We start from the raw sequence: 23091 nt of genomic DNA, 5'->3' as shown, positions 1-23091 counted from the left end.
CGAGGATATCGATGAACCAGGAGATTGATCCCGTTCACCGTGCCTTCCTCGGCGTGGAGCGGTCGGCCGCCGACCAGCGCTGGGTCGCACGGCTCGACCAGGCGGGCGAGAACCGGGCGCTGGCGATGAGCCAGACGCACGGCATTGCCGAGCTGATCGCGCGCGTGCTGGCCGGTCGGGGTGTGGGATTCGACGAGGCGCTCGAATTCCTCGATCCGACCTTGCGCCGGCTGATGCCCGATCCCTACCAGATGACGGATTGCGAAGCGGCGGCCGAGCGGATCGCAGCGGCGATCGCCCGACGCGAGCGGGTGGCCATCTTCGGCGACTACGACGTGGACGGCGCCTGTGCCTCGGCGATCCTCTACCGTTTCCTCACCCATTTCGGCGTCGACGCGGAGATCTACATTCCCGACCGGATTTTTGAGGGTTACGGGCCCAACCCGCAGGCGATCGATACGCTGATCGAGCGAGGCGCCAAGCTAATCGTCACCGTCGATTGCGGCTCGACCAGCTTCGAGTCGCTCGGGCGCGCCAGGGAGCGTGGCATTGATGTGGTCGTGCTGGACCACCACCAGGTCGGCCAGGACCTGCCGCCCTGCACGGCCCTCGTCAACCCGAACCGGGAGGACGATCTCTCCGGGCAGGGGCACCTGTGTGCCGCCGGGGTGGTCTTTCTCGTGCTGGTGGCGCTGCAGCGGCTTTTGCGCGGGCGTGATCCGCGCGCGGGTGCGATCGACCTGCTTGCCATGCTCGATCTCGTGGCGCTCGCGACCGTCTGCGACGTGGTGCCGCTGAAGGGGCTGAACCGCGCCTATGTGGTCAAAGGGCTCGTGGCGGCGCGCCATCTCGGCAATCCGGGGCTGGCGGCGCTGTTGAAACAGGCGGGCATCGGCGGTCCGGTGACGCCCTATCATCTCGGCTTTCTGGTGGGACCCCGCATCAACGCCGGCGGACGCATCGGCGATGCCGCGCTCGGCAGCCGCCTGCTGACGCTCGAGGATGCCACGCAGGCCGAGGCGATCGCGGCGCAACTGGACGGCCTCAACCGCGAGCGGCAGGCGCTGGAGGTGGCGATGCTGGCGGAGGCCGAAGCCGAGGCGATTGCCGAGTACGGCACCGGCGAGACCGCCGCGGTCATCGTCACCGCGCGCGAGGGCTGGCATCCGGGCGTCGTCGGCCTGCTCGCCTCGCGGCTGAAGGACCGCTTTCATCGCCCTGCCTTCGCCATTGCTTTCGATCCGTCCGGCAAGGGCACGGGCTCGGGCCGTTCGATCAACGGCTTCGATCTCGGCCGGATGGTGCGCGCGGCGGTGGACGAGGGCATCCTCGTCAAGGGCGGCGGGCACGGCATGGCGGCGGGCCTGACGGTGGAGCGGGCCAATCTCGGACGCCTGCGCAGCTTCTTCGAGGAGCGGGCGGAAAGGACTGTCAAGGAACTGACGGCGACGCGTGTGCTGAAGATCGATGGGGCGCTGTCCGCCTCCGGCGCGACCCTGGCGCTGACCGACAAGCTGGAGCAGGCCGGCCCCTATGGCTCGGGCCATCCCCAGCCGATCTTCGCGCTTGCCGCGCACCGGCTGGCCGACGTGCGACAGGTCGGGGTCAATCACCTCAAGCTGACGCTGGAGGGACCGGACCGCAGCCGGATCGACGGCATGGCTTTCCGCGCGGCCGACACCCCGCTCGGCGCGTTCTGCCTGCAACGGCGCGGCCAGGCGCTGCACGTGGCAGGCTCGGTCTCGGCCGACCAATGGCAGGGAACCCGGCGCGTGCAGTTTCGCGTGATCGACGCTGCAGAGGCGTTCTAGAGCCTCATATCCGCAGAATGTCGGCGCAAGGGCGGGGATCTTCCGGAGCTCGATCGGCTATCCGGAACATTATTCATGCGAGCACATTTACGGTTCTCACGCAGTCATAGGAGGATGCCGAAAATGAGACGCATTCTGATTGCACTTGCCGCCACCGCATTGATTGGCGGTATGGCCTATGCCCAGACGGCAGAAACCACGACAACTGAGACTTTCGTCACTGTCCGGCCCACAGATGTATTGAGCTACAATCTCATCGATCGGAACGTCACCAACAATGCGGGCGATACGATTGGTGAAATCAAGGATTTGGTCATCTCCGGAGGTAATCTCAGCGGGTATATTGTCTCGGTTGGCGGGTTCCTCGGCATGGGAGAACACTACGTCATGGTCAATCCGAAAGCCGTGAAAATCACCTATAACGAGAACGATAAGAACTGGACGGCCATGATGAACGCGACGAAAGAGGAATTGGCAAAGGCTCCTGAATTTAAATACGAAGGTCGCTGGCAACGCTAAGGGCTGCCCGAAACAACCCGCCGGGTCAGAGGGCGGGCTAGCGATACTTGCATGCCTACAGGCTTACGGTTAGATCTGCCCTGCTTCCCTTCGGCGTGCGCTTACGCCAGGGTCTCAAGTCTAGACCTCGGACCGGCAATCGAAACCCATGAACGACACGACCATCGACACTCTGACTGGCATGTACTTCACGCTCGACGACCCCGACGGGACCTATGGCACTGGCCAGGTTATTCGTCTCGCCACTGAGGGCGTGTATTTCGTTCGCTTCGACGGTAACGAGGTGACGCTACCCTTGGAGCTTGTATCCATCGCAGAGATGCTGGAGACCACCGAAGAGGAGTACCGGCTCTGGCGGTTCTTCGACACGATCGAAGAACGAGATAAGTGGATCGAATGGCTAGATGCGCCATCAACCCCGAGGGTCATTACTCTCGTCAAGCCAACCAAGTAGCTTTCCGGCGCACCGGCTTCCCGTCTCGATTCGCGCAAACGCCGTCCTGTTTCCCTTGCGGGATACCTGCGTTCTAGAATTAGCCTTCGCTTGGCTAACCCTGTTGGCGAACCCTGTTATAACTATTTGATACAAAGCCGATTTGGTACGCCCAACGGGACTCGAACCCGTGTTGCCGCCGTGAGAGGGCGATGTCCTAACCGCTAGACGATGGGCGCGTTGCTCGTGGCAATATAGGGAGTTCCAGTCGGTCCGACAAGGATACCGCGCAAACCGGGTCCAAGCCTTGCGGAGACTCCGCGCTGCGATGCGGCGGGTGGTGCGAGCCCCTCCATGGAAACCGTCATGACCGGATCGCTTGATACAAGGCGATTGCTCGTTCGCGCGAGATCCGTAGGATGCGATGCGACGACAATTGGCATGCGAGGACGATCATCATGGACGAGAAACCCCTGGAACTCCCGGTTCTGTTGAAGCGGCGCCTGCAGGCGCAGGTGATCGGACCGATCCACGCGGAAATGGTCGAAGCGATTGGCCGCGAAAAGGCGGATGCGATTCTGGATAGCGCGATTCGCAAGGCAGCAATCGCGGAGGGGAAGGCTTTCGCGGCCAGGGAACCCGGCGGCGAGACCACCATGGCGAGCTTCATCAAACTGTACGAGTTGTGGACCGCAGATAGTGCGCTGGAAATCGAGGTGCTGCAGGCCACCGACGAGGTCTACGACTTCAACGTTACGCGCTGTCGCTACGCCGAGACCTACCGGGAGATGGGGCTCGCCGGAATCGGCCACCTGATGTCGTGCAATCGCGACGGCACCTTCTGCCAGGGTTACGATCCCAACATCAAGCTGGAGCGCAAGCAGACGATCATGGCGGGAGCCGAGTGCTGCACGTTCCGCTATCGCTATCAGCAGGCAGACGAGCAAAGCGCCGGGCAGGGCGACTGAACTGTCGGACGGCGCACCGGCCGTTCGGCCGTCCCGTATGCGTTGGCAAAGATCGTACGGCGCAGCGCCGGATCGTACCTGCATGCGGGTCAGTCTCAGGTTGTCGAGATGGCTGCGCGCAGCGTACAACCGCCTGCGAGCTTATCAAACATGCGTAGAAGAGGGGTGGCACGCCCTAGGGGAGTCGAACCCCTCTTTTCAGAATGAAAATCTGACGTCCTAACCGATAGACGAAGGGCGCATGCGATGGCCGTCTTCTAGCCAGCCACCCCGCATTCCGCAAGGCCTAAAATGATGATTCGGCGAATTTTTTTTGGATTGCTCCACCGACCGTGCGAAAAGCCGTTCGCGCTTGTGGACAAGGCGCTTCGTCGACCAGAGCGGGGAAAGAAGTGGCACGCCCTAGGGGAGTCGAACCCCTCTTTTCAGAATGAAAATCTGACGTCCTAACCGATAGACGAAGGGCGCGTGCGGGGTGCTTCTACTCAGGCACCGCCGATTGTGCAAGGGCAAAAATGACCCCATGTCGGATTTTCTTGCGGGGTTCGAGGCGGGGCGCCGTGGGCTTTTCCCCAGGCATATCGGCGCGGTCGCATCGTTGCGGCCCGGATGGGGTTCGACGCGTGAACAGCGGGACCGCGCGTTGGGTAACAATCGCTTGATCGCGGGAAACGGGCTTGCCGTATCTGCCAATCACCATGAAAATGCGGATGCAACCTGTCCGCTGCCGTCAGGCTGCCGATCGTAGCCGGCGAAGGGCAGGTCGGTGGAGGTCATCGCCATGGCCAACAACGCATCCCCGGATAGGGCATCGGCCGTAATGGCAAATCTGAACAAAGTGCTGCCGGAACTCGAAGCGCTCTACAAGGATATCCATGCGCATCCCGAATTGTCGATGCAGGAAACCAGGACGGCGGGCATTACCGCCGACTGGCTCCGGAAAGCCGGCTACGAAGTGACCGCCGGGGTCGGCAAGACCGGCGTGGTCGGGCTGCTTCGAAATGGCGAGGGGCCGACGGTGATGTTGCGGGCCGACATGGATGCGCTGCCGATCGCCGAAGACACCGGCCTGGACTACGCCAGCGTCGTAACGGTGAAGGGCGCGGATGGAAAAGCCGTGCCGGTGGGCCATATGTGCGGCCACGACATGCATGTGGCCTGGCTCGTCGGGGCAACGACGCTGCTGGCCCAGGTGCGCGAAGCCTGGAAGGGCACTTTGATGGCGGTCTTCCAGCCGGGCGAGGAGACCGCCGAGGGCGCCCGAGCGATGATCGATGACGGCTTGCTCGACCGCTTTCCCAGGCCGGATGTCACGCTTGGACAGCATGTCATGGTCGGCCCGGCCGGCTTTGTTGCCGGCAGCGCCGGACCGATCACGTCGGCCGCCGACAGCCTGCAGATCCGCCTGTTCGGCCGCGGCGCGCACGGGTCGATGCCGCAGGCCAGCATCGACCCGGTCGTGATGGCCGCAACGGTCGTGCTGCGTCTTCAGACCGTCGTGTCGCGCGAGGTCGCCGCGACGGACGCGGCCGTTCTCACAGTCGGCGTCCTACACGCCGGCACGAAAGAGAACGTCATCCCTGACGAAGCGCTCATTAAGCTCAATGTGCGTACCTTCGATGCCGGCGTGCGCACGCACGTGCTTGCCGCGATCGAGCGGATCCTCAACGCCGAAGCGGAAGCATCGGGGGCGCCGCGCAAGCCGGAAATCACTTCCCTCGACAACTATCCGCTGAACGTCAACGACGGGGCCGCGAGCCTGCGGGTCGCCGACGCTTTTCGCAGCTATTTTTCGCCCGAGAGGGTGAGGCACACCGGTCCGGCACCGGCAAGCGAGGATTTCGGCTGCTTCGGGACGGCGTGGCAGGTGCCGTCGGTGTTCTGGTTCGTGGGCGGCACCGATCCCAAGACGTACGCCGATGCCAAGGCGGCGGGCCGGCTGAATGAACTGCCGGTCAACCACAGTCCGAAATTCGCGCCGGTCCTGCATCCCACCATTGAAACCGGTGTTGCGGCCCTTGTTGTCGGTGCGCTGGCATGGCTCAAGGCTACCTGATTTTTTTTTCGGCCGGAGCAATCGCGGCGGCGCGCCGTGTCGATGAACTGCGAGCGTCTCCTGCCTCTGCCTTGCGGCGCGGCGCGACGGGCGAGGCTTGCCGGGGCGTAGCGATATGATCACCATCGAGACTTTCACGCGGATCCTCGATCTCGGAGGCACGTTCGTATTCGCGATCAGCGGCGCGCTGGCCGCGGTCGATCGCCGGCTCGATCTGTTCGGCATCCTTGTCCTGTCCTTCGTGGCGGGAAATTTCGGCGGCATCACGCGCGACCTGTTGATTGGCGCGGTGCCGCCGGCAGCCTTGACCGATGGCCGGTATCTACTGGTTTCCGTCATGGCAGGGCTCATTACCTTCCTCGCCTATGCCGGTATCGACCGGCTGCGCAGCCCGGTTCTGATGTTCGACGCGGTGGGATAGGCGTTCTTCGCCGTTGCCGGTGCGCAAAAGGCGCTCGGCTTTGGAGCAAGTCCCGTCACGGCCGCGCTTCTGGGCATGCTGACCGGAATCGGCGGCGGAATGACCCGCGACGTTCTGCTGGGCAGGATCCCGCACGTCCTGCGTTCGGACCTATACGCCGTTGCCGCCCTGGCGGCTGCATCCGTCGTCATTGGCGGCGCCGCAATCGGCGTTTCCTACGGCGTCTCGGCGCTTGCGGGGGGTGCCTTGTGCCTTTGGCTTCGCATCATGGCGATCAGATACGGATGGCATCTGCCGGTCGCGCGCCTGTCGGCGCGCGGACGTGCGGAGGCTGCTCCTCCCAAGGACGAGAAGCCGTACTGAAACTGGCGGCTGTATCTGGCGCACGGCGGCCGGATTGCAGTGCTTAATGGGGCGAGGTAAGTGGCACGCCCTAGGGGAGTCGAACCCCTCTTTTCAGAATGAAAATCTGACGTCCTAACCGATAGACGAAGGGCGCGTGCGGGGCGTCTTATACGCAGCGCCTTTTCCTTCCGCAAGCGCCAATCGGGGCAGGCGAGAAAAAAATGCGGTTATCCCCAGCCGTCGCATGGACAGGATAAGTCCGTGTCTTAACAATGCGTTGGTGCCTGTGCTCCCCGGCGGCTGCACGGCTCGATGCCCGCGGCAGGTTCAAAAGGCGCCCGGCAAGCGGGGGCAGGGCGGCGCCCAGACGATCGCTATTGCTTGCCGCGGCACTGCCAGTTCCAGTCGCGCTCCGGGCCGATGTCGATGTGGACGGATTCGGTATGGCAATAGGTGCCGACACCGCCGCGCCCCGGCATCGAGCGCAGGTAGTCGGCCAGTTCCCAGCGGCTGACACCGGCGATCTGGATGTCGGCTGCTTCGCAGCGGGTGTGCAGCGATTGCCTGGAGCGGTTCTGCTTTGTCGGCCGGACGCCCGATGTGACGATGACGGGCTTTCCGTAGTGCTTTTCGATCGACTTCAGCACGCTCAGCAGTTCCGGCTTGAAGCAGCCGGTGTTGACCTTTTCCGTTTGCAGCCACAGCCCATTGGGCGAAAGGCGGGCAAGGCCGGCGAGCGAGGCGACTTCCGTCACACCGTTGCCCGCACCTTCGGGCATTTCTTCCTCTGCTTCGGAATGGTCGGGCGGAGCAAAAAGCGAATCCGTCGCCGCGCCGGGCATTGCGCCGCCCAGCGACGCGGACTGATAGGCCGCCGCCGAGCTGCGATTGAGCACCCTCGGCCTCGGTGCCGCGGTCGACGAATTGCTCTCGCTCTGGCGGTTGGTTTTCCGCTTGGCGGCGAAAAGGCCGGCAAATGTCAACGTCTCGTTCAGGTCGTTCGGCGTCCCGGCTCCGCCGCCGTTCGCATCGGCAGTGCCATCCGTCTCCTCCGGTGGCGGCGTCTGGCCGGTTCCCGCTGCTGTGGCAGCCAGTGCGATCGCCGCTTCGGATGCGGCCGGGTCTGCCGCCAGCGCCGTTCGTCCGCTCTTGGGCAGCGGCACGCGATCCGGAATGAGCGACGCCTCTTCGTCAGTGCGGCGACCCTTTGCCGGTATCGAACCGGTGGTCTCGGCGTTGCCGTCCACCGGGATTGCCGCCGGGCTGACGCTATAGAGATTGCTGATGGCCGGTACTGCGTCGGGCCGGTTGCCAGCGTCCGCCGGTGCGGCGGTGCCGGAGGCATAAATGCTGGTCTGGTGTGCGTTCACCTGCGCCGGCTGCATGATGACGTCCGCGAGATTGCCCGGTTGCGCCGGCGCACCAGCGGGCTCAGCCGACCCGCTGCCGGTCGGATTGCCGCGCGCCGAGACCATCGGATCGCGATAGCCGGCGACGGACTTGCCGTCGTCCTGTTGCTCCGGTGCCGGGGGCGCCTCCGCCTCGATGGGAACGACATTGTCTTCGGATCGCATGTCGCCGGCGGCCGACACGCAGCCGGAAAGCGCAAGCACCGAGACGACGACCAGAAGGCCATTTCCGACAAGGCCAATCCGAATGGCCCTTGTCTCCTGGCTCGATTTGCGTGTGAACAGCAAGTTACATCCCCGCCTTCTTCGGCGTCCAACCGGCTGGTAACCGGCTGGCGCTTGTCCGCATCGAGGTAACGCGCCCCGCACAACGCGAACACGGCGTTTCCTCATAGCCAGCGTCTCATGCGCGGGCGACTCAACACGATGCACCGGAACGTCGCCGTCGGGAGGGGCCCGGGGCCCTCATCCCACGAAAATCATCCGGTCGCCGACGGCCCGGGCATGGACCGGGCCAAGGAAGGCGAATGCACGATGAAGCTCGCGCATGCATTGCAGGCGCGCGCCGGGTGACTGCTCGCGGCACAGGCATGGCGTTTCCGGGTCGCTGGCGGTCACCCGTCACTTGCTAGGGGGTGGAAATTGCGCGAGGCTTACCACGCGCCGGTGTTCGGCATCGACGTCCAGGGTTCGGCCGGAGCGAGACTTTCGCCCTTCTGCAGGATCTCGATCGAGATTCCATCGGGCGAACGGACGAAGGCCATGTGGCCGTCGCGCGGGGGGCGGTTGATGACAATGCCGTTGTCCATCAGTTTCTGGCAGGTCGCATAGATGTCGTCGACCTCATAGGCGAGGTGGCCGAAGTTGCGACCGCCCGTGTAGGTTTCCGCGTCCCAGTTATAGGTCAGTTCCAGGCAGGGGGCCGCGTTCTGCTTGGCCGCGGCGACATCGCCAGGCGCTGCGAGGAAGATCAGCGTGAAGCGTCCCTTTTCGTTTTCGTGGCGGCGGATTTCGACCAGCCCGAACAAGTCGCAGTAGAAGTGCAGCGATTGTTCGACGTTTTGGACACGGACCATCGTGTGGAGGTAGCGCATTCGGAAGTCCTCGCATTCAAATCAACGGATGGGCGGGAAGATAGGAGTTTGCCAGCCTGAGGCAAGCCTCGTGTCGTAGGCAGTGTTCCGGGCAAAACTTTTTACGAAGACTTGTCCATTCGTAATGGGACGATGTTATTCTGATCGACAAGAATCAGTTAACCGTAATTCATGTGACGCGTATTCGAGGGGCGGGGCAGATCATGGCGGACAGGATGTCAGCGAAGGAGATCACGCAGTACGACGACCAGGGTGGCGATGCGGTCGACCTGATCGAGATCACCGGCGTCATCAAATGGTTCGATGTCGCCAAGGGGTTTGGCTTCATCGTGCCGGACAACGGCATGCAGGACGTTCTCGTCCATGTGACCTGCCTGCGTCGCGACGGCTACCAGACCGTTCTCGAGGGCACGCGCGTGGTCGCGCTGATCCAGCGGCGCGAGCGTGGCTATCAGGCTTTCCGCATCCTTTCGATGGACCAGTCAACGGCCACGCACCCTTCGCAGATGCCGCCGGTCAGGACCCATGTGCAGGTGACCCCGACGAGCGGGCTCGAGCGGGCGCTGGTCAAATGGTTCAACCGGACCAAGGGCTTCGGCTTTCTGACGCGCGGCGAGGGCACCGAGGACATCTTCATCCACATGGAAACCCTGCGCCGCTTCGGCCTGACCGAACTGCGGCCCGGGCAGGTGGTGCTGGTGCGTTTTGGCGACGGCGAGAAAGGCCTGATGGCCGCCGAAATCCATCCGGATAACCCGGTGCCAGGAAACCGGGCGCACTGATGGGTGTGGTGCGCCGCAAATCCGGCCTGTTTCATTGCAGCGTCCTTGTGGCGCTTTTTTTGTCGCTGCTGTGCGTCGCCGCGGCCCGCGCCGAGGAAAGCTTCGGCAAGGAGCGGCTGGCCGTCGTCAGCGGCGACGGCAAGCGGCACGAATTTTCGGCGGAACTGGCGCTGACACCGGAACAGCGGGCGCAGGGCCTGATGAACAGGCGTTTGATGGCACCCGACCAAGGCATGTTGTTTGCCTTCGGCGAAACGCGGCTGGTGATGATGTGGATGAAGAACACCTATCTGCCGCTGGACATGCTGTTCATCGATAAATCCGGCATTATCAAAACGATCAAGGAAGATGCTGAACCGCTTTCAGAGGCAATTATCAGCTCGAACGTGCCGGTCGCCTATGTGCTTGAATTAAATGCGGGTACGGTTCGCACCCATGCAATCGTGCCTGGCGACAGGGTCGACAGCCCGTTCATCCGAAACGCCGGTCCCTGACGCCGTCCCGAATCCAGGCCGCTGGTTTTTTCCGGAACCCTGGCCTTGCCGTCCGACCCTCTTTGGCAGGAGGCGAATCTCTGCTACGACGCGGCGAACCCGGACGTCGATTTGGAACAGGACATGGCTGCGCGCGACCGATACTCGAGAAAGCTCGAATGCTCAAAATGCGGCCGGTCCGGTTTCGCAGAAGTGTCGGAAGACGATGATCCGCGGCGGACGAGCCCGGGTTTTGCGATCGATCTGATGCCGCCCGGCTTTTCCACCGAGCGTCCCTCCGGCGATCCGGCAAGACACATGATTCGTTGCCGCTGCGGCAACGTCTTCGCCTTCAAGCAGAAGACCCATTATCCGCCGGGCGGAGAGCCCGCCTGAGCCTGCCGGGGCAAGCGGGTCAAGCGCAGCCACGTCCTCGTCGAGGCGATGGCATTCGAAAATTCGACGATGCCTCTTGGCGTGCCTGCTTCAAACGCCCTGACCAAAGCCAGATCGACCTGGAGAGCCTTGCAAGCCATCGGCAACCCCGTTCGGCCCGAGGTGGTCACCCGGTCTTAGGTACGATCTGTTACTGATGTGTCCGGGTCGGGCAATGAAAACGGTGGCGACCCCTGCAGGATTCGAACCTGCGACCTACTGCTTAGAAGGCAGTTGCTCTATCCAGCTGAGCTAAGGGGCCGGACTGAAGCGCGTCGCGATCCCTCGCTTCACGCGTATTGTGTCCTTGTTATTTCGCATGTCGTTTACGCAAGTCCGTACACACTTTTGCGCGACATGCTTTAGGCGTTGTCCGCTCGTCAATGCGTCCAGGGCTGAATCCGGTTGAAGCGGAAGTTGTCCGGGTAGGCGACCTTCTTGCGGGTGGCGTCATGCGGTTCGATGACGCGATAGTCAATGCCGTTGCGCTCGGCATAGGCAACCGCAAGCTCACGCGATTCGAACGTCAGCCGCACCTGCTGGCGCATGTCGCTGGAGCTGGTGTAGCCCATGATCGGATCAATCGTGCGGGGGCGCTCCGGATCGAATTCCAGGACCCAGAGATTCGTTTTCGCTTTGCCGGATTGCATGGCGGTCTTGGCGGGACGATAGATCTTCGCGCTCATGGGTTCTCAGGCTCCAAACATTTCACGTGCACGCCGCATGGCACTGCGCTTCCATAGCGCAGATCCGTCAAGCGGCAAAGGCACCGGATCCGACATTCCACTTTGCCGTGTCGAACGCCCGTCCAGTCGCGACGGCCGGCGACAACCGGGCCCGTGCCGGTGCATAGCATCAGGGATCGTGCATTTCAACGGCGCGGCGGGACGCGGAACCAATGAGCGGCCAAGCCACTGCGGCGCTATCAAACGACGGTTTCCTTCGCTATTCTGCCAGGTGCTACCGGTGCTCTGCCCAGTGCTTTGCCATGCTTCCATGTCGGGTAATCCCGCGGGATTGTCGGCACAACCGCCGCGAGGTGTATGAGATGAGGATATCGCTTCTTCTATTCGCCGCCGCGCTGTGCCTGGCCGGCTGCTCGCAAACCGGTGGCGGCAACTATCCGGAGCCGATTCCCGGCAGCATCACTTATGGGGGGCAGCCGCGCACGAAGCTGACAAAGGCGCCGGTCGGCAGCTGGTTCCGCCACCGGTTCATTGATCAGTTCGGCCGGGACGTGATCGAAACCTATGTGATCCAGCCCGACCGTTCGCTGCTTTTGACCGCTCGCGTGATCCAACCCATTCGCGTGCACGACTAAACGGTGTCGCTCAGGGGCCGTCGGCCAACCATTGAGGTTGAATTCACAGCCGACGATATTTGCTGTTGCGGCCTGCGGCGGATGCGTGTATCTCGCCCATGACGGAACGGCGGAGTGTAGCGCAGCCTGGTAGCGCATCTGGTTTGGGACCAGAGGGTCGGGAGTTCGAATCTCTCCACTCCGACCACCGTATCTCCCTCAAAATTACTGATTTTCCTTCGTTGGCGACTGCCGCCGGCCAACTGGCACGGCTTTTGACCGCATCCCGCGGGCCGGGCGGGTGCTATCAAGGCGCGATGCCTTGCCGGCAGGGTTGCCGGGCGGCCTTTGCCGCCCGAACGTGTTTTGGTCCCGGACGGCTCAGTGCAGGATCTGGCTGAGGAACAGCTTCGTGCGTTCGTGCTGCGGGTTGTCGAAGAAGTTGTGCGGGTCGTTCTGCTCGACGATCTGGCCCTGGTCCATGAAGATGACGCGGTGTGCGACCTGGCGGGCGAAGCCCATTTCGTGGGTGACGCAGAGCATGGTCATGCCTTCCTCGGCCAGTGAAACCATGGTGTCCAGCACTTCCTTGACCATTTCCGGATCGAGCGCCGAGGTCGGCTCGTCGAACAGCATGATCTTCGGCTTCATGCACAGCGAGCGGGCGATGGCCACGCGCTGCTGCTGGCCGCCGGAGAGCTGGCCCGGATACTTGTGCGCCTGCTCGGGGATCTTGACCCGCTCGAGATAGTGCATGGCGACCTTTTCGGCCTCCTTCTTCGGCATCTTGCGCACCCAGATCGGCGCGAGCGTGCAGTTCTCCAGGATCGTCAGGTGCGGGAAGAGGTTGAAATGCTGGAACACCATGCCGACTTCGCGGCGCACCTCGTCGATCTTTTTCAGGTCGTTGGTCAGCTCGATCCCGTCGACGATGATCTGCCCCTTCTGGTGCTCCTCCAGTCGGTTGATGCAGCGGATCATCGTGGACTTGCCAGAGCCAGACGGTCCGGCGATGACGATGCGTTCGCCCTTCATCACCTTCAGGTTGATGTCGCGCAGCACGTGGAAGTCGCCGTACCACTTGTTCATGTTGACGATCTCTACGGCCACGTCGGTGGCGGAAACCGTCATCTTCTTGGGTTGGGTTACCATTTGCTATTTCCCCTTGATTATCTCTTGTGGCCCGTATCGAGCCGGCGCTCCACGAATGCTGAATAGCGCGACATGCCGAAGCAGAAAAGCCAGAACGTAAAGCCGGCGAAGATCAGGCCGGTCAGCGGGGTGACGGGAGTGATCCAGCCCGAATCGCCGAAACTCGCCTTTACGATACCAAGCAGATCATACATCGAGATGATCGTGACGAGCGATGTGTCCTTGAACATGCCGATAAAGGTGTTGACGATGCCCGGGATGACGAGCTTGATCGCCTGCGGCAGGACGATGAACGTCATCTTGTGGAAGTAATTGAGGCCCAGCGCATCGGCGGCCTCGTACTGTCCCTTGGGAATCGCCTGCAGCCCGCCGCGGATCACCTCCGCCATATAGGCCGAGGCGAAGATCGCCACGCCGATCAGTGCGCGCAGGAACTTGTCGATGCTGTTGCCGGGCTCGAGGAAGAGCGGCAGCAGCACGCTCGCCATGAACAGGACGGTGATCAGCGGCACGCCGCGAATCAACTCGATGAAGGCGATCGAGGCCGTTCTGACGACCGGCATTTGCGAGCGCCGGCCAAGCGCCAGCAGGATGCCGGCCGGCAGCGATATGACGATCCCGACGAAAGACAGGATCAGCGTCACCATCAGCCCGCCCCAAAGGGTCGTCTCGACGTGAGACAGGCCGAAGCGGCCGCCGATCAAAAGGAAGTAGGAGGCAATCGGCAGCGCGACCAGAAGCAAAATCGCGTTCAGTCCCTTGCGCGGCACCTTCGGAATGAGAAGGGGCACCAGCAGGGCGACGAACATGCCGGCCACCAGCAGGGGCCGCCAAAGCTGGTCGCGCGGGTAGGAGCCGAACATGAACTGGATGAACCGGTCGCCGACATAGGCCCAGCAGGCGCCGCTCCAGCCGCTCGGAAGCGTTCCACCCTGGTCGACGGTGAGGCAGGCGGTCCGGTCCGCGCCGGACCACACGGCCGACAGGAACAGCCAGTCGATTGCGCCCGGAAGGAAATACAGCAGGGCGAAGGCGGCGATCAGCGTCATCGCGCTGTCGGTCCAGGACGAAAAGAGGTTCTTGCGCATCCAGCCGATCGCCGAGGAACCGGACATCGGAGGCTGCTCGGCGGCGATGAAGTGGTCGCGGACGTAGGACAGGTTCTCGGCCATTTCAGCGCTCCACCAGTGCCATCTTGGCGTTGAACCAGTTCATGAACATCGACGTCACGAGGCTGATCGACAGATAGACCGCCATCCAGATCGCGATGATTTCGATCGAGTGGCCCGACTGGTTGAGGATCGTGCCGCCGACGGCGACGAGGTCGGCGTAGCCGACCGCGACGGCAAGCGAGGAGTTCTTGATGAGGTTGAGATACTGCGAGGTGAGCGGCGGAATGATGATCCTGAGCGCCTGCGGCAGGACGACGAGCCGAGTCGTCGCTGCCGGCCTGAGCCCCAATGCGTAGGAGGCCTCCGTTTGCCCATGCGGGACGCCTCTGATTCCCGCACGCACGATCTCGGCGATGAAAGAAGCGGTGTAGAGCGACAGAGCCAGATAGAGCGCCAGGAACTCGGGCCCGATCACCATGCCGCCCTTCATGTTGAACGAGCCAGGAATGGGGTAATCGAAGGACAGTGGCATTCCCAAGAGAAGAAAGACAACCAGCGGCAGCAGCAGGATCAGCGCCAGCGACACGATCAGCACCGGGGGGCGATTGCCGGTTGCCCGTTGCCGTGCATTCGCCCAGAAAGCGAAGGTAATTGCAGCGATGATGCCGGCGATGAAGGCGGCGACCACATAACCAAAAGCTTCGCCGAAGACCGGCGCCGGCATGTAGATGCCGCGGTTCGAGATGAAGAAGATCGCGTCGGGATTGTCCTTCACGTGCTGGAAGATGGAGCGGATCGTCGGCAGCAGCGCCAGCACGCCGAGATACCAGAAGAAGATCACCAGCAGTGGCGGGATGTTGCGGAAGATCTCGACATAGACCGTGGACAGCCGGGCGATGAGCCAGTTGTGCGACAACCGGCCGATGCCAACCAAAAGCCCGACGATCGTCGCGGTTACGATGCCGCAGGCGGCCACGACCAACGTGTTCAGGAGGCCGACCTGCAAGGCCCTGAAATAGGTCGAATCACTGCTATAGGCGATCAGGGTCTGGGCGAGGTCGAAGCCGGCGCGGCTGTTCAGGAAGCCGAAACCCGAGGTCATGTTGGCACGGGCGAGGTTTTGCGTCGCGTTGTGCCAGGCGTACCAGATGATCCAGACGATCAAGACAAGCGTGAGCGTCTGATAGACGTATTTTCTAAGCGCTGGGTTGTAGAGGAGCGAAACCTTCGGAGGGTCGCCACCCCCAGTGCGGACGTGCGCAACAGCCATTCAGAACCCCTGTCGTTGTGTTCGCCCTTTTTTCCGGGCGTTTCATATCCTGGGGAGGGCGGAAGTCCCGCCCTCCCGTTTGCTCTTCGCTCGCCGATCAGCGGATCGGCGGGGCGTATTGCAGGCCGCCCTTGTTCCACAGCGCGTTCAGCCCGCGCTCGATCTTGAGCGGCGAGCCCTGGCCGACGTTGCGCTCGAACGATTCGCCATAGTTGCCGACGGCCTTGATGATCTGCACGGCCCAGTCGTTCGGAAGCCCCAGATCTGCGCCAATGGTGGAGTCGGCTTCTTCACCGAGGAAGCGCTTGATGTCGGGGTTGGCCGACTTCTTCATTTCCTCGACATTGGCCTGGGTGATGCCGAACTCCTCGGCCGCGACCAGGGCATAGTGCGACCAGCTGACGACATCGAGCCACTTGGAGTCGTTCTGGCGGACCGCCGCGCCGAGCGGTTCCTTGGAGATGATCTCCGGCAGGACCATGTGGTCGTCCGGGTTGGTCATCTTCAGGCGGATCGAGTACAGGCCGGAGGCGTCGGTCGTGTAGGCGTCGCAGCGGCCGGCGTTGTAGGCGGCATCGGCCTCGTCCTGGGCCTCGAACACGACCGGCTTGAACTCCATGTTGTTGGAGCGGAAGAAGTCGGCGAGGTTCAGCTCGGTCGTCGTGCCGGACTGTACGCAAACGGAAGCCCCGTTCAGCTCGAGCGCCGACTTCACGCCGAGCTCCTTCTTCACCATGAAGCCCTGGCCATCATAGTAGGTGACGGCGCGGAAATCGAAGCCGAGCTGCGAATCACGGCTGGTGCTCCAGGTCGTGTTGCGCGCCAGCATGTCGACTTCGCCCGACTGCAGCGCCGGGAAACGGTCCTTGGCGGAGAGCGGCGTGTACTTCACCTTGCTCGCGTCACCGAAGATCGCAGCCGCCACCGCCTTGCAGAGGTCGATGTCCAGACCTGCCCAGTTGCCGGCGGAATCCTGTGCGCCGAACCCAGCGAGGTTCGAGCCGTTAACGCCGCACTGTACGAAACCCTTTGCCTTGACGTCAGAAAGCGTATCGGCCTGAGCGGCCTGAGCGCCAATCCCCATGACGGCAGCGCCGATGACGGCTGCCACGATCTTTTTTGCCATGTTTTTACAACCCTTGTTCTATGGTCTTTTCAACGTCCGCGTGGCGCCGCATGGTGCGGGAGCGCTGCGGCACTCGCCACCCTCCCGGCGCGAGTTGACCTATCTCATGCTTAAAATGTCGCAGGGTCAATAGAGGCGGTCCATTTTCCAACCAGAGCGCCGATTTCATGAAATTTGCTGGAAAAGCGCGCAAAATATGGCCCAGAAGTCGGTGGTTGGCGCCGAAAATTACAGCGTTCCCGTGCCAGGCCGCGCTTTCGATGTGTCAACCCGTGATGGTTCCTTCAGGATTATTCTCTTGACCGTGGAGAGCGCCCGGCGGAAGAGTCCGGGCTCTTCCAACGCAAGCAACCTTCCGGATAGACAATGAAAGACAAAGCTGAAGTGCTCGCTGGTGCGGGCGACAATACCCGCCTTGCCCATATCGGCAATGATCCCATGGATTTCCACGGCTTCGTCAACCCGCCGGTGGTCCACGCCTCGACTGTCCTGTTCCCCAATGCGGCGACGATGGAAAATCGGGCGCAGAAGTATAGCTACGGGACGCGGGGGACGCCGACGACCGATGCGCTCTGTGATGCGATCAACGAGCTGGAAGGGTCCGCTGGAACGATTCTCGTCCCCTCGGGGCTGGCGGCGGTGACGGTGCCGTTCCTGGCGTTCCTGTCGGCCGGCGACCATGCGCTGATCGTTGATTCGGTCTACAGTCCCACCCGGCACTTTTGCGACACGATGCTGAAGCGGCTCGGCGTCACCGTCGAATATTACGACCCGGCGATCGGCGCGGGCATCGCCCGGCTGATGCGGCCGAACACGAAACTCGTCCATACCGAGGCTCCGGGGTCCAACACCTTCGAGATGCAGGATATCCGCGCGATCGCAGACGCCGCCCACAAGGGGGGCGCCGTCGTCTCGATCGACAACACCTGGGCGACGCCGCTCTATTTCAAGCCGCTCGATCACGGTGTCGATATTTCAATCCATGCGGCGACGAAGTACCCGGCCGGCCATTCGGACATCCTGATGGGAACTGTCTCGGCCAACGCCAAGCATTGGCCGCAACTGTGGGAAGGCAACCTCGCGATGGGCATTTGCGGTTCGCCGGACGATTCCTACCAGCTTTTGCGCGGCCTGCGCACCATGGGCGTGCGGCTGGAGCGTCACCAGGAAAGCGCGCTGCGCCTGGCGGAGTGGCTGGAAGGACGCGACGAGGTCGTGCGCGTGCTTCATCCGGCACTCCCGAGCTTCCCCGGTCATGACCTGTGGAAGCGTGATTTCAAGGGCGCGAGCGGCATCTTTTCCATCGTGCTCGAGGGGGAGAGCCCGGATCGCTTCAGGGCGAAGGCCCATGCCTTCCTCGATGCGTTGCGCATTTTCGGTCTCGGCTACTCCTGGGGCGGCTACGAGAGCCTCGCCGTGCATGTGAACCTGAGCGACCGCACGATCTGCAAGGCGCCGAAGGAGGGGCCGGTGCTGCGGCTGCAGATCGGGCTTGAGGACGTTACCGATATCCGAGCCGACATCGAGCGGGGCCTTGCCGCCGCGCGTGCCGCCTGAGGCAGATTTCGCCGAAAATAGACAGCGGCGGGTCCGGCCGGCGGCCCGCCGACAAGTGAGCGCCATCACCTCAATCGAGGGCGCGATAGCCGTAAAGCCAGTCCAGGTCCGCAGCAAGGCTCTCCGGACTGCGCAGCGCCAGAACGGCGTCGCGGGCGAGTGCGATCGGCCCGCGGGCGTGATAGGCGAAGCGATTGAAGTCGGCGCGGGCGCGCACGCGCTTCAAACGCTGGCGTCGCCGCTTTTCGTAGGCAGACAATGCGGCCGGCAGATCTGGCGCAGTGGCGACGGCTGCGGCAAGCTCGGCGGCATCCTCGATCGCCATCGCCGCGCCTTGCGCCGCAAACGGCGTGGTCGCGTGGGCGGCGTCACCGATCAGGATCAGGTCGCGCCCGTTGGACCAGCGCCCGTCGGCGCACTCGTAGAGCGGCCAGGCGAGCGGTGCCTCCGCCGCGCGCAGGAGTGCTACGATCTCGCTGTTCCATGCCGAAAACGCATCCAGACGCAGCGTCGAACCCGTCTGGCCGGACGTGGCCGACCAGATGTGGCCGCGGAACGCGCCCTGATGGATCGCGACGACGTTGAACGCTTGCACCTCGGCGATCGGGTAGGCGACGAGATGCGCCGATGGCCCGGTCCAGGCGACGACGGAGCGCGGATCGAGGAACCCGGGCGCCCGGTCAAAGGGGATCATGAAGCGCCAGGCAAGGCTTCCGCTGAAGCGCGCGGGCGCGGCGGCGGGAACGGCGGTACGCAATATCGACCAGACGCCGTCGGCGCCGACGATCAGATCCACCGATTCGCCGATCTGCGCGACAATCGCCGCCGGATTGTGGCGGGCGACCTGCGCGCCGAGGTGGACGTGGGCGAGCGGTTCGGCCCGCACGGCATCGAGCAGGACGCGTTGGAGCGTGGCGCGATGGAGGACGCCGTAGGGATGCTGCCAACGCCGCCGGGCGGCCGTACCAACGGGAATGGTGGTCAGTGGCTTGAGCGTCCGGCCGGAGGCGAGCACGATGGAAACCGGCTCGAGCCAGCGCGCTTCGAGGGCCGGCAGGACGCCCAGTCTTGCGAGAACCCCCGAGGCATTGGGCGAAATCTGCAGGCCGGCGCCGACTTCCTCGAGGCGGTCCGCCTGTTCAAGGATGTGGCTGGCAATGCCCTTGCGGGCGAGGCATAAGGCGGCTGTCAGCCCGGCGATGCCGGCGCCGACGATCGCAACCGTCTTGACGGTCATCGCCCCGCCGCCTCACGACGCATCGGTCACGCGGCCAGGTTGGCGAATGTGCAGCCGACCGGGTTCGTCTGGGTCGCCTTGAGCGAGGGGTTGTAGCGATAGAGCGTCGAGCAATAGCCGCAGACCTTCTCGTTGTCGTCGCCCATGTCGATGAAGATGTGCGGATGGTCGAACGGAACCGAGGCGCCGACGCACATGAATTCCTTGACGCCGATCTCGATCACGGAATGTCCGCCGTCGTTCTGGAAATGGGGAATGGTGTGGCCGGCCATGAGATACTCCGAAGTCCAAAGGTCGCAATTTGCGGCGGACCATATAACTCTCGTCGCCAAAAGTGTAGCGGCAAAACCACGCTCCTGGTCGAGAAAATCCGCGGGAAGACATTTTCTCCGGCGACAATCCCGCCTATGAGCGATCGGCACAAACGCATTGGCAGAGGCGCGCGATGAATCTCAATCCCCCTTCCTTCTCAAGGTTTCGCCACGACGGTCTCGAATTGGCCTTTTTCGATGAGGGCAATCCGTCGGGCGAACCGGTGCTCCTGATTCACGGGTTTGCCTCGAGCGCCACCGTCAACTGGGTTCATCCCGGCTGGCTGAAAACCTTGGGAGACGCCGGCTACCGCGTCATCGCCATCGACAACCGCGGCCACGGCAGAAGCGACAAGCCTCACGATCCGGCGCGCTATCGTCCGCCGCTGATGGCCGACGATGCCGCGGCTCTGCTCGATCATCTCGGCATCCCGTACGCCCATGTCATGGGCTACTCGATGGGGGCCCGCATCACTGCATTTCTGGCGCTCGCTCATCCGAACCGAGTCCGCTCGGTGGTCTTCGGCGGGCTCGGCCTCGGCATGGTGGATGGGGTAGGGGACTGGGATCCGATCGCCAGTGCCCTGCTCGCCCCCTCGCTCGACGACGTCAGCCATGAACGCGGGCGGATGTTTCGCGCCTTTGCCGACCAGACGAAGTCGGACCGCCAGGCACTGGCCGCCTGCATCATGACATCGCGCGAACTCCTGACGGCGTCGGAGATGAGCCGGATCGACGCGCCGGCGCTCGTCGCTGTCGGAACCACGGACGACCTTGCCGGTTCGCCGCAGGCGCTTGCCGAACTGATGCCGCATGCGCGCGCCGTCGACATCCCGGGCCGTGACCACATGCTTTCGGTCGGCGACCGCGTGTTCAAGAAAGCGGTTCTGGAGTTCTACTCGGAATTCGATGGTCGCTAGACCATTTGCGCACGCTCCGGGGCATTCCGCCCGGGGCAGGTTTGCACTATATAATGAGCTGCAATGCAACAAGGAGCACGGCGATGGTTGCCATGAACGAGAAGCGCGCCGACGAGAAGCTGAAGGTGATGGACCCGATCTGGGACAGCCTGCAACAGGAAGCGCGCGCCGCAGCACTCGCGGATCCGCTGCTTGCGGCCTTCCTCTACTCGACGGTGATCAACCAGACGTCGCTGGAGTCCGCCGTCATCCATCGCGTCTGCGAGCGCCTCGACCATCCCGACCTGCAGGCCAACCTCCTGCGGCAGACGTTCGAGGAGATGGCGGCGTCCTGGCCGGAATGGGGCGCGATCCTGCGCGTCGATATCCAGGCGTTCTATGATCGTGACCCCGCCTGCACCCGGTTCATCGAACCGGTGCTCTATTTCAAGGGCTTTCATGCCATTCAAACCCACCGGCTGGCGCACTGGCTGCACGCCACTGGTCGGCGGGATTTCGCCCTGTACCTTCAGAGCCGTTCGTCCGGCGTGTTCCAGACGGACATCAATCCCGCCGCTCGCATCGGCAAGGGCATCTTTCTGGATCATGCGACCGGCCTTGTCGTCGGCGAGACGGCGGTGATCGGCGACAACGTCTCGATCCTGCACAACGTCACCCTCGGCGGAACAGGCAAGGAGGGCGGCGACCGGCACCCGAAGATCGACAACGGCGTGATGATCGGAGCCGGTGCGAAGATCCTCGGCAACATCCATATCGGCCACTGCTCCCGCATTGCCGCCGGGTCCGTGGTGCTGAAGGACATGCCGTCGAACTCGACTGTCGCCGGGGTGCCGGCAAAGGTCGTGGGCGAGGCGGGCTGCTCCGAGCCCTCTCGGGCCATGGACCAGATCCTGCACGGCGCGGGCTTCGACATCTGAACGGAAAACCGCTGAAACACGACCGGACGTGGGTTTACAGCTTCCGGCGCAGGTGCGAGAAGCGGCCAAACCGAACCGAACGGAGATTCAGATCGTGAAGCCCGAAGAGATCAGAAAGCTTGAGGCCTACTTCAAGCGCAACTTCAACAAGGACATGGTCGTCAAGGCCCGCCCCAAGAAGGACGAGTCGGCGGAAGTCTATCTCGCCGATGAGTTCCTGGGCGTCGTCTTCCGCGACGACGAAGACGGTGAACTGTCCTACAACTTCTCGATGGCCATCCTCGACATCGACCTCTGAACGGGTCCCTTCAGACGCGTCTCTTGCAAACCCGGTGCTGACCAAGCTCCGGGTTTTTTGCTGCGCTTCGATCGATGGCGTTTCAAGTCCTTGCAAATGCAGAAAAATATCGCGACGCAGCATCAAATTGACTTTATTGTGCAGCGCATATAAGGTCGCGGCATCCGGTGGAACAAGAGGGAGCATCCTATGTTCAATTTCGATGAGGCCAACGCCAAGGGCAAAGAAGCGATGGATACCGTGCTGAAGAGCTATTCTTCGCTCGCCAAGGGCATGCAGGCGATCGCGACCGAAGCGGCCGACTATTCCAAGAAGTCCTTCGAGGACGGCTTCGCGCATTTCGAGAAGCTTTCCGGCGTCAAGAGCTTCGAGGCGGCAGTCGAACTCCAGACCACCTTTGTGAAGAAGGCCTACGAGTCCTACATCGCCGAAGCGACGAAGATCGGCGAGATGTATTCCGATCTTGCGAAGGATGCCTACAAACCCTACGAGGGCCCGGTCGCCAAGACGACGGCGGCAGCGAAATCCGCCGCGGCTGCCTGATCGTTTCGCAATCGACCTGAATTTACGAGCCGGCGGTGCGCAAGTACCGCCGGCTTTTCCGTGTCCGGCGGCGAGACGAGCGACAATTTTCCCTATTTCGGACGGGCTTGGCTCGATTATCCTTGCAGGACAAAGCTGGGGCCTTAAAATCGGTCAAGAAACCACTAGATTACGTAGGTCTAATGACGGCAACATCGCCGCCGCGGCCACCCCTCCCGGAGAAAGCCGTGTCCACAAGGAATGAGCAGTAATGAATGCGATACCGGTCCGGTTGCAGGGCAATGAAGGAAGCGGCGACACCCCCGGCCGCGGCACATCCGTCATTACCCGCACGAAGCCGAAGACGAAGAAGCCGAGCCTCTATCGGGTCCTGCTTCTCAATGACGACTACACGCCGATGGAGTTCGTGATCCACATTCTCGAGCGGTTCTTCCAGAAGGACCGGGAGGCGGCAACGCGGATCATGCTGCATGTGCACAACCACGGAGTGGGCGAGTGCGGTGTTTTTACCTATGAGGTTGCCGAAACCAAAGTGACACAGGTGATGGACTTCTCCCGCCAACACCAGCATCCGCTGCAATGTGTCATGGAAAAGAAATGAG

Annotated in this window: 25 protein-coding genes, 6 tRNA genes and 1 pseudogene; 18 read left to right on the top strand and 14 right to left on the bottom strand. The window is 62.8% G+C overall.

Annotated elements, in window-relative coordinates; genetic code table 11:
* Nucleotides 1-11: 11 nt before the first annotated feature.
* From recJ to JNC62_RS16875, 3 genes are all read left to right on the top strand, one after another.
* The gene (gene recJ, locus JNC62_RS16885) at nt 12-1811 is read left to right on the top strand and encodes a single-stranded-DNA-specific exonuclease RecJ (protein ID WP_374840171.1); all 1800 of its coding nucleotides are present in this window, start codon (nt 12-14) and stop codon (nt 1809-1811) included.
* A 123-nt stretch (nt 1812-1934) separates the two neighbouring features.
* Nucleotides 1935-2330 (top strand): PRC-barrel domain-containing protein, encoded by a 396-nt coding sequence (locus JNC62_RS16880; RefSeq protein ID WP_374840170.1) that lies wholly within the window; start codon nt 1935-1937, stop codon nt 2328-2330.
* A 148-nt stretch (nt 2331-2478) separates the two neighbouring features.
* Entirely contained in the window at nt 2479-2784 is a 306-nt protein-coding gene (locus JNC62_RS16875) for a hypothetical protein (RefSeq protein ID WP_374840169.1), read from the top strand.
* Between the two features lie 143 nt (nt 2785-2927).
* Here the strand turns inward: JNC62_RS16875 and JNC62_RS16870 are convergent.
* Nucleotides 2928-3002: transfer RNA gene (locus JNC62_RS16870), tRNA-Glu, on the bottom strand.
* Between the two features lie 219 nt (nt 3003-3221).
* On the opposite strand from JNC62_RS16870, the gene JNC62_RS16865 reads away from it, so the two are divergent.
* The gene (locus JNC62_RS16865) at nt 3222-3731 is read left to right on the top strand and encodes an L-2-amino-thiazoline-4-carboxylic acid hydrolase (RefSeq protein WP_374840168.1); all 510 of its coding nucleotides are present in this window, start codon (nt 3222-3224) and stop codon (nt 3729-3731) included.
* Nucleotides 3732-3897: 166 nt separating this feature from the next.
* On the opposite strand, the gene JNC62_RS16860 is transcribed toward JNC62_RS16865, so the two are convergent.
* Both JNC62_RS16860 and JNC62_RS16855 read right to left on the bottom strand, forming a co-directional pair.
* Nucleotides 3898-3972, bottom strand: a tRNA-Glu gene (locus tag JNC62_RS16860).
* A 152-nt stretch (nt 3973-4124) separates the two neighbouring features.
* Nucleotides 4125-4199 (bottom strand) — tRNA-Glu (locus JNC62_RS16855).
* Nucleotides 4200-4497: 298 nt separating this feature from the next.
* Between JNC62_RS16855 and JNC62_RS16850 the strand changes: the two genes are divergently transcribed.
* The 3 genes and pseudogenes from JNC62_RS16850 to JNC62_RS16840 form a co-directional block, all read left to right on the top strand.
* Nucleotides 4498-5787: a M20 family metallopeptidase gene (locus tag JNC62_RS16850; RefSeq protein WP_374840167.1), complete on the top strand. Its 1290-nt coding sequence runs from the start codon at nt 4498-4500 to the stop codon at nt 5785-5787.
* A gap of 115 nt (nt 5788-5902) precedes the next feature.
* Nucleotides 5903-6208 (top strand): trimeric intracellular cation channel family protein, encoded by a 306-nt coding sequence (locus JNC62_RS16845; RefSeq protein ID WP_374840166.1) that lies wholly within the window; start codon nt 5903-5905, stop codon nt 6206-6208.
* A gap of 12 nt (nt 6209-6220) precedes the next feature.
* Nucleotides 6221-6571, top strand: a pseudogene (locus JNC62_RS16840) (trimeric intracellular cation channel family protein); the annotation flags it as partial.
* Between the two features lie 61 nt (nt 6572-6632).
* Here the strand turns inward: JNC62_RS16840 and JNC62_RS16835 are convergent.
* The 3 genes from JNC62_RS16835 to JNC62_RS16825 all read right to left on the bottom strand — a co-directional run bounded on the left by JNC62_RS16835 (nt 6633) and on the right by JNC62_RS16825 (nt 9056).
* Nucleotides 6633-6707 (bottom strand) — tRNA-Glu (locus JNC62_RS16835).
* A gap of 220 nt (nt 6708-6927) precedes the next feature.
* Nucleotides 6928-8250 (bottom strand): YcbK family protein, encoded by a 1323-nt coding sequence (locus JNC62_RS16830; protein WP_374840165.1) that lies wholly within the window; start codon nt 8248-8250, stop codon nt 6928-6930.
* A 365-nt stretch (nt 8251-8615) separates the two neighbouring features.
* Nucleotides 8616-9056, bottom strand: coding sequence for a VOC family protein (locus JNC62_RS16825; protein ID WP_374840164.1), 441 nt, complete (start codon nt 9054-9056; stop codon nt 8616-8618).
* Nucleotides 9057-9259: 203 nt separating this feature from the next.
* On the opposite strand from JNC62_RS16825, the gene JNC62_RS16820 reads away from it, so the two are divergent.
* The 3 genes from JNC62_RS16820 to JNC62_RS16810 all read left to right on the top strand — a co-directional run bounded on the left by JNC62_RS16820 (nt 9260) and on the right by JNC62_RS16810 (nt 10707).
* Nucleotides 9260-9838, top strand: coding sequence for a cold-shock protein (locus tag JNC62_RS16820; protein WP_374840163.1), 579 nt, complete (start codon nt 9260-9262; stop codon nt 9836-9838).
* Nucleotides 9838-10332, top strand: coding sequence for a DUF192 domain-containing protein (locus JNC62_RS16815; protein ID WP_374840162.1), 495 nt, complete (start codon nt 9838-9840; stop codon nt 10330-10332). Before JNC62_RS16820 ends, JNC62_RS16815 begins: the two co-directional genes overlap by 1 nt.
* Before the next feature lie 123 nt (nt 10333-10455).
* Nucleotides 10456-10707, top strand: coding sequence for a hypothetical protein (locus JNC62_RS16810; RefSeq protein ID WP_374840161.1), 252 nt, complete (start codon nt 10456-10458; stop codon nt 10705-10707).
* A 224-nt stretch (nt 10708-10931) separates the two neighbouring features.
* Here the strand turns inward: JNC62_RS16810 and JNC62_RS16805 are convergent.
* A tRNA-Arg gene (locus JNC62_RS16805) sits at nt 10932-11008 on the bottom strand.
* A gap of 118 nt (nt 11009-11126) precedes the next feature.
* A complete protein-coding gene (locus tag JNC62_RS16800) occupies nt 11127-11432 on the bottom strand; it encodes an ETC complex I subunit (RefSeq protein WP_374840160.1) in 306 nt (101 codons plus the stop codon).
* 362 nt (nt 11433-11794) lie between these two features.
* Here JNC62_RS16800 and JNC62_RS16795 point away from each other — a divergent pair, with 362 nt between their 5' ends.
* Nucleotides 11795-12067 (top strand): hypothetical protein, encoded by a 273-nt coding sequence (locus JNC62_RS16795; RefSeq protein WP_374840159.1) that lies wholly within the window; start codon nt 11795-11797, stop codon nt 12065-12067.
* A 110-nt stretch (nt 12068-12177) separates the two neighbouring features.
* A tRNA-Pro gene (locus JNC62_RS16790) sits at nt 12178-12254 on the top strand.
* 173 nt (nt 12255-12427) lie between these two features.
* On the opposite strand, the gene JNC62_RS16785 is transcribed toward JNC62_RS16790, so the two are convergent.
* The 4 genes from JNC62_RS16785 to JNC62_RS16770 form a co-directional block, all read right to left on the bottom strand.
* Nucleotides 12428-13198, bottom strand: coding sequence for an amino acid ABC transporter ATP-binding protein (locus JNC62_RS16785; RefSeq protein ID WP_374840158.1), 771 nt, complete (start codon nt 13196-13198; stop codon nt 12428-12430).
* A 17-nt stretch (nt 13199-13215) separates the two neighbouring features.
* On the bottom strand, nt 13216-14370 hold the full coding sequence (locus JNC62_RS16780) for an amino acid ABC transporter permease (protein WP_374840157.1): 1155 nt from the start codon (nt 14368-14370) through the stop codon (nt 13216-13218).
* Between the two features lies 1 nt (nt 14371).
* Entirely contained in the window at nt 14372-15580 is a 1209-nt protein-coding gene (locus tag JNC62_RS16775; RefSeq protein WP_374840156.1) for an amino acid ABC transporter permease, read from the bottom strand.
* Between the two features lie 97 nt (nt 15581-15677).
* Nucleotides 15678-16706 (bottom strand): amino acid ABC transporter substrate-binding protein, encoded by a 1029-nt coding sequence (locus JNC62_RS16770; protein ID WP_374840155.1) that lies wholly within the window; start codon nt 16704-16706, stop codon nt 15678-15680.
* A 366-nt stretch (nt 16707-17072) separates the two neighbouring features.
* Between JNC62_RS16770 and JNC62_RS16765 the strand changes: the two genes are divergently transcribed.
* Nucleotides 17073-18263 (top strand): cystathionine beta-lyase, encoded by a 1191-nt coding sequence (locus JNC62_RS16765; protein ID WP_374840154.1) that lies wholly within the window; start codon nt 17073-17075, stop codon nt 18261-18263.
* 70 nt (nt 18264-18333) lie between these two features.
* On the opposite strand, the gene JNC62_RS16760 is transcribed toward JNC62_RS16765, so the two are convergent.
* Nucleotides 18334-19500, bottom strand: a complete 1167-nt coding sequence (locus JNC62_RS16760; RefSeq protein WP_374840153.1) for an FAD-dependent monooxygenase — start codon at nt 19498-19500, stop codon at nt 18334-18336.
* A 26-nt stretch (nt 19501-19526) separates the two neighbouring features.
* Nucleotides 19527-19772, bottom strand: a complete 246-nt coding sequence (locus tag JNC62_RS16755; RefSeq protein WP_374840152.1) for a zinc-finger domain-containing protein — start codon at nt 19770-19772, stop codon at nt 19527-19529.
* Nucleotides 19773-19945: 173 nt separating this feature from the next.
* On the opposite strand from JNC62_RS16755, the gene JNC62_RS16750 reads away from it, so the two are divergent.
* The 5 genes from JNC62_RS16750 to clpS all read left to right on the top strand — a co-directional run bounded on the left by JNC62_RS16750 (nt 19946) and on the right by clpS (nt 23090).
* Nucleotides 19946-20731 carry an alpha/beta fold hydrolase gene (locus tag JNC62_RS16750; RefSeq protein WP_374840151.1) on the top strand — a complete coding sequence of 262 codons (786 nt, stop codon included), beginning with the start codon at nt 19946-19948 and terminating at the stop codon, nt 20729-20731.
* An 83-nt stretch (nt 20732-20814) separates the two neighbouring features.
* The gene (cysE, locus tag JNC62_RS16745; RefSeq protein ID WP_374840150.1) at nt 20815-21648 is read left to right on the top strand and encodes a serine O-acetyltransferase; all 834 of its coding nucleotides are present in this window, start codon (nt 20815-20817) and stop codon (nt 21646-21648) included.
* Between the two features lie 94 nt (nt 21649-21742).
* On the top strand, nt 21743-21946 hold the full coding sequence (locus tag JNC62_RS16740) for a DUF3126 family protein (RefSeq protein ID WP_310420986.1): 204 nt from the start codon (nt 21743-21745) through the stop codon (nt 21944-21946).
* A 189-nt stretch (nt 21947-22135) separates the two neighbouring features.
* Entirely contained in the window at nt 22136-22489 is a 354-nt protein-coding gene (locus tag JNC62_RS16735; protein ID WP_374840149.1) for a phasin family protein, read from the top strand.
* A gap of 250 nt (nt 22490-22739) precedes the next feature.
* Complete coding sequence (gene clpS, locus JNC62_RS16730; RefSeq protein ID WP_374840148.1) at nt 22740-23090, top strand: ATP-dependent Clp protease adapter ClpS; 351 nt, start codon at nt 22740-22742, stop codon at nt 23088-23090.
* Nucleotide 23091: the final 1 nt, after the last annotated feature.

Origin of the sequence: Mycoplana ramosa, assembly GCF_041930185.1 — a bacterium.
Lineage (GTDB): Bacteria > Pseudomonadota > Alphaproteobacteria > Rhizobiales > Rhizobiaceae > Mycoplana > Mycoplana ramosa.
The sequence above is the reverse complement of the archived record's forward strand: the minus strand, read 5'-3'. Positions and strand labels throughout refer to the sequence as shown.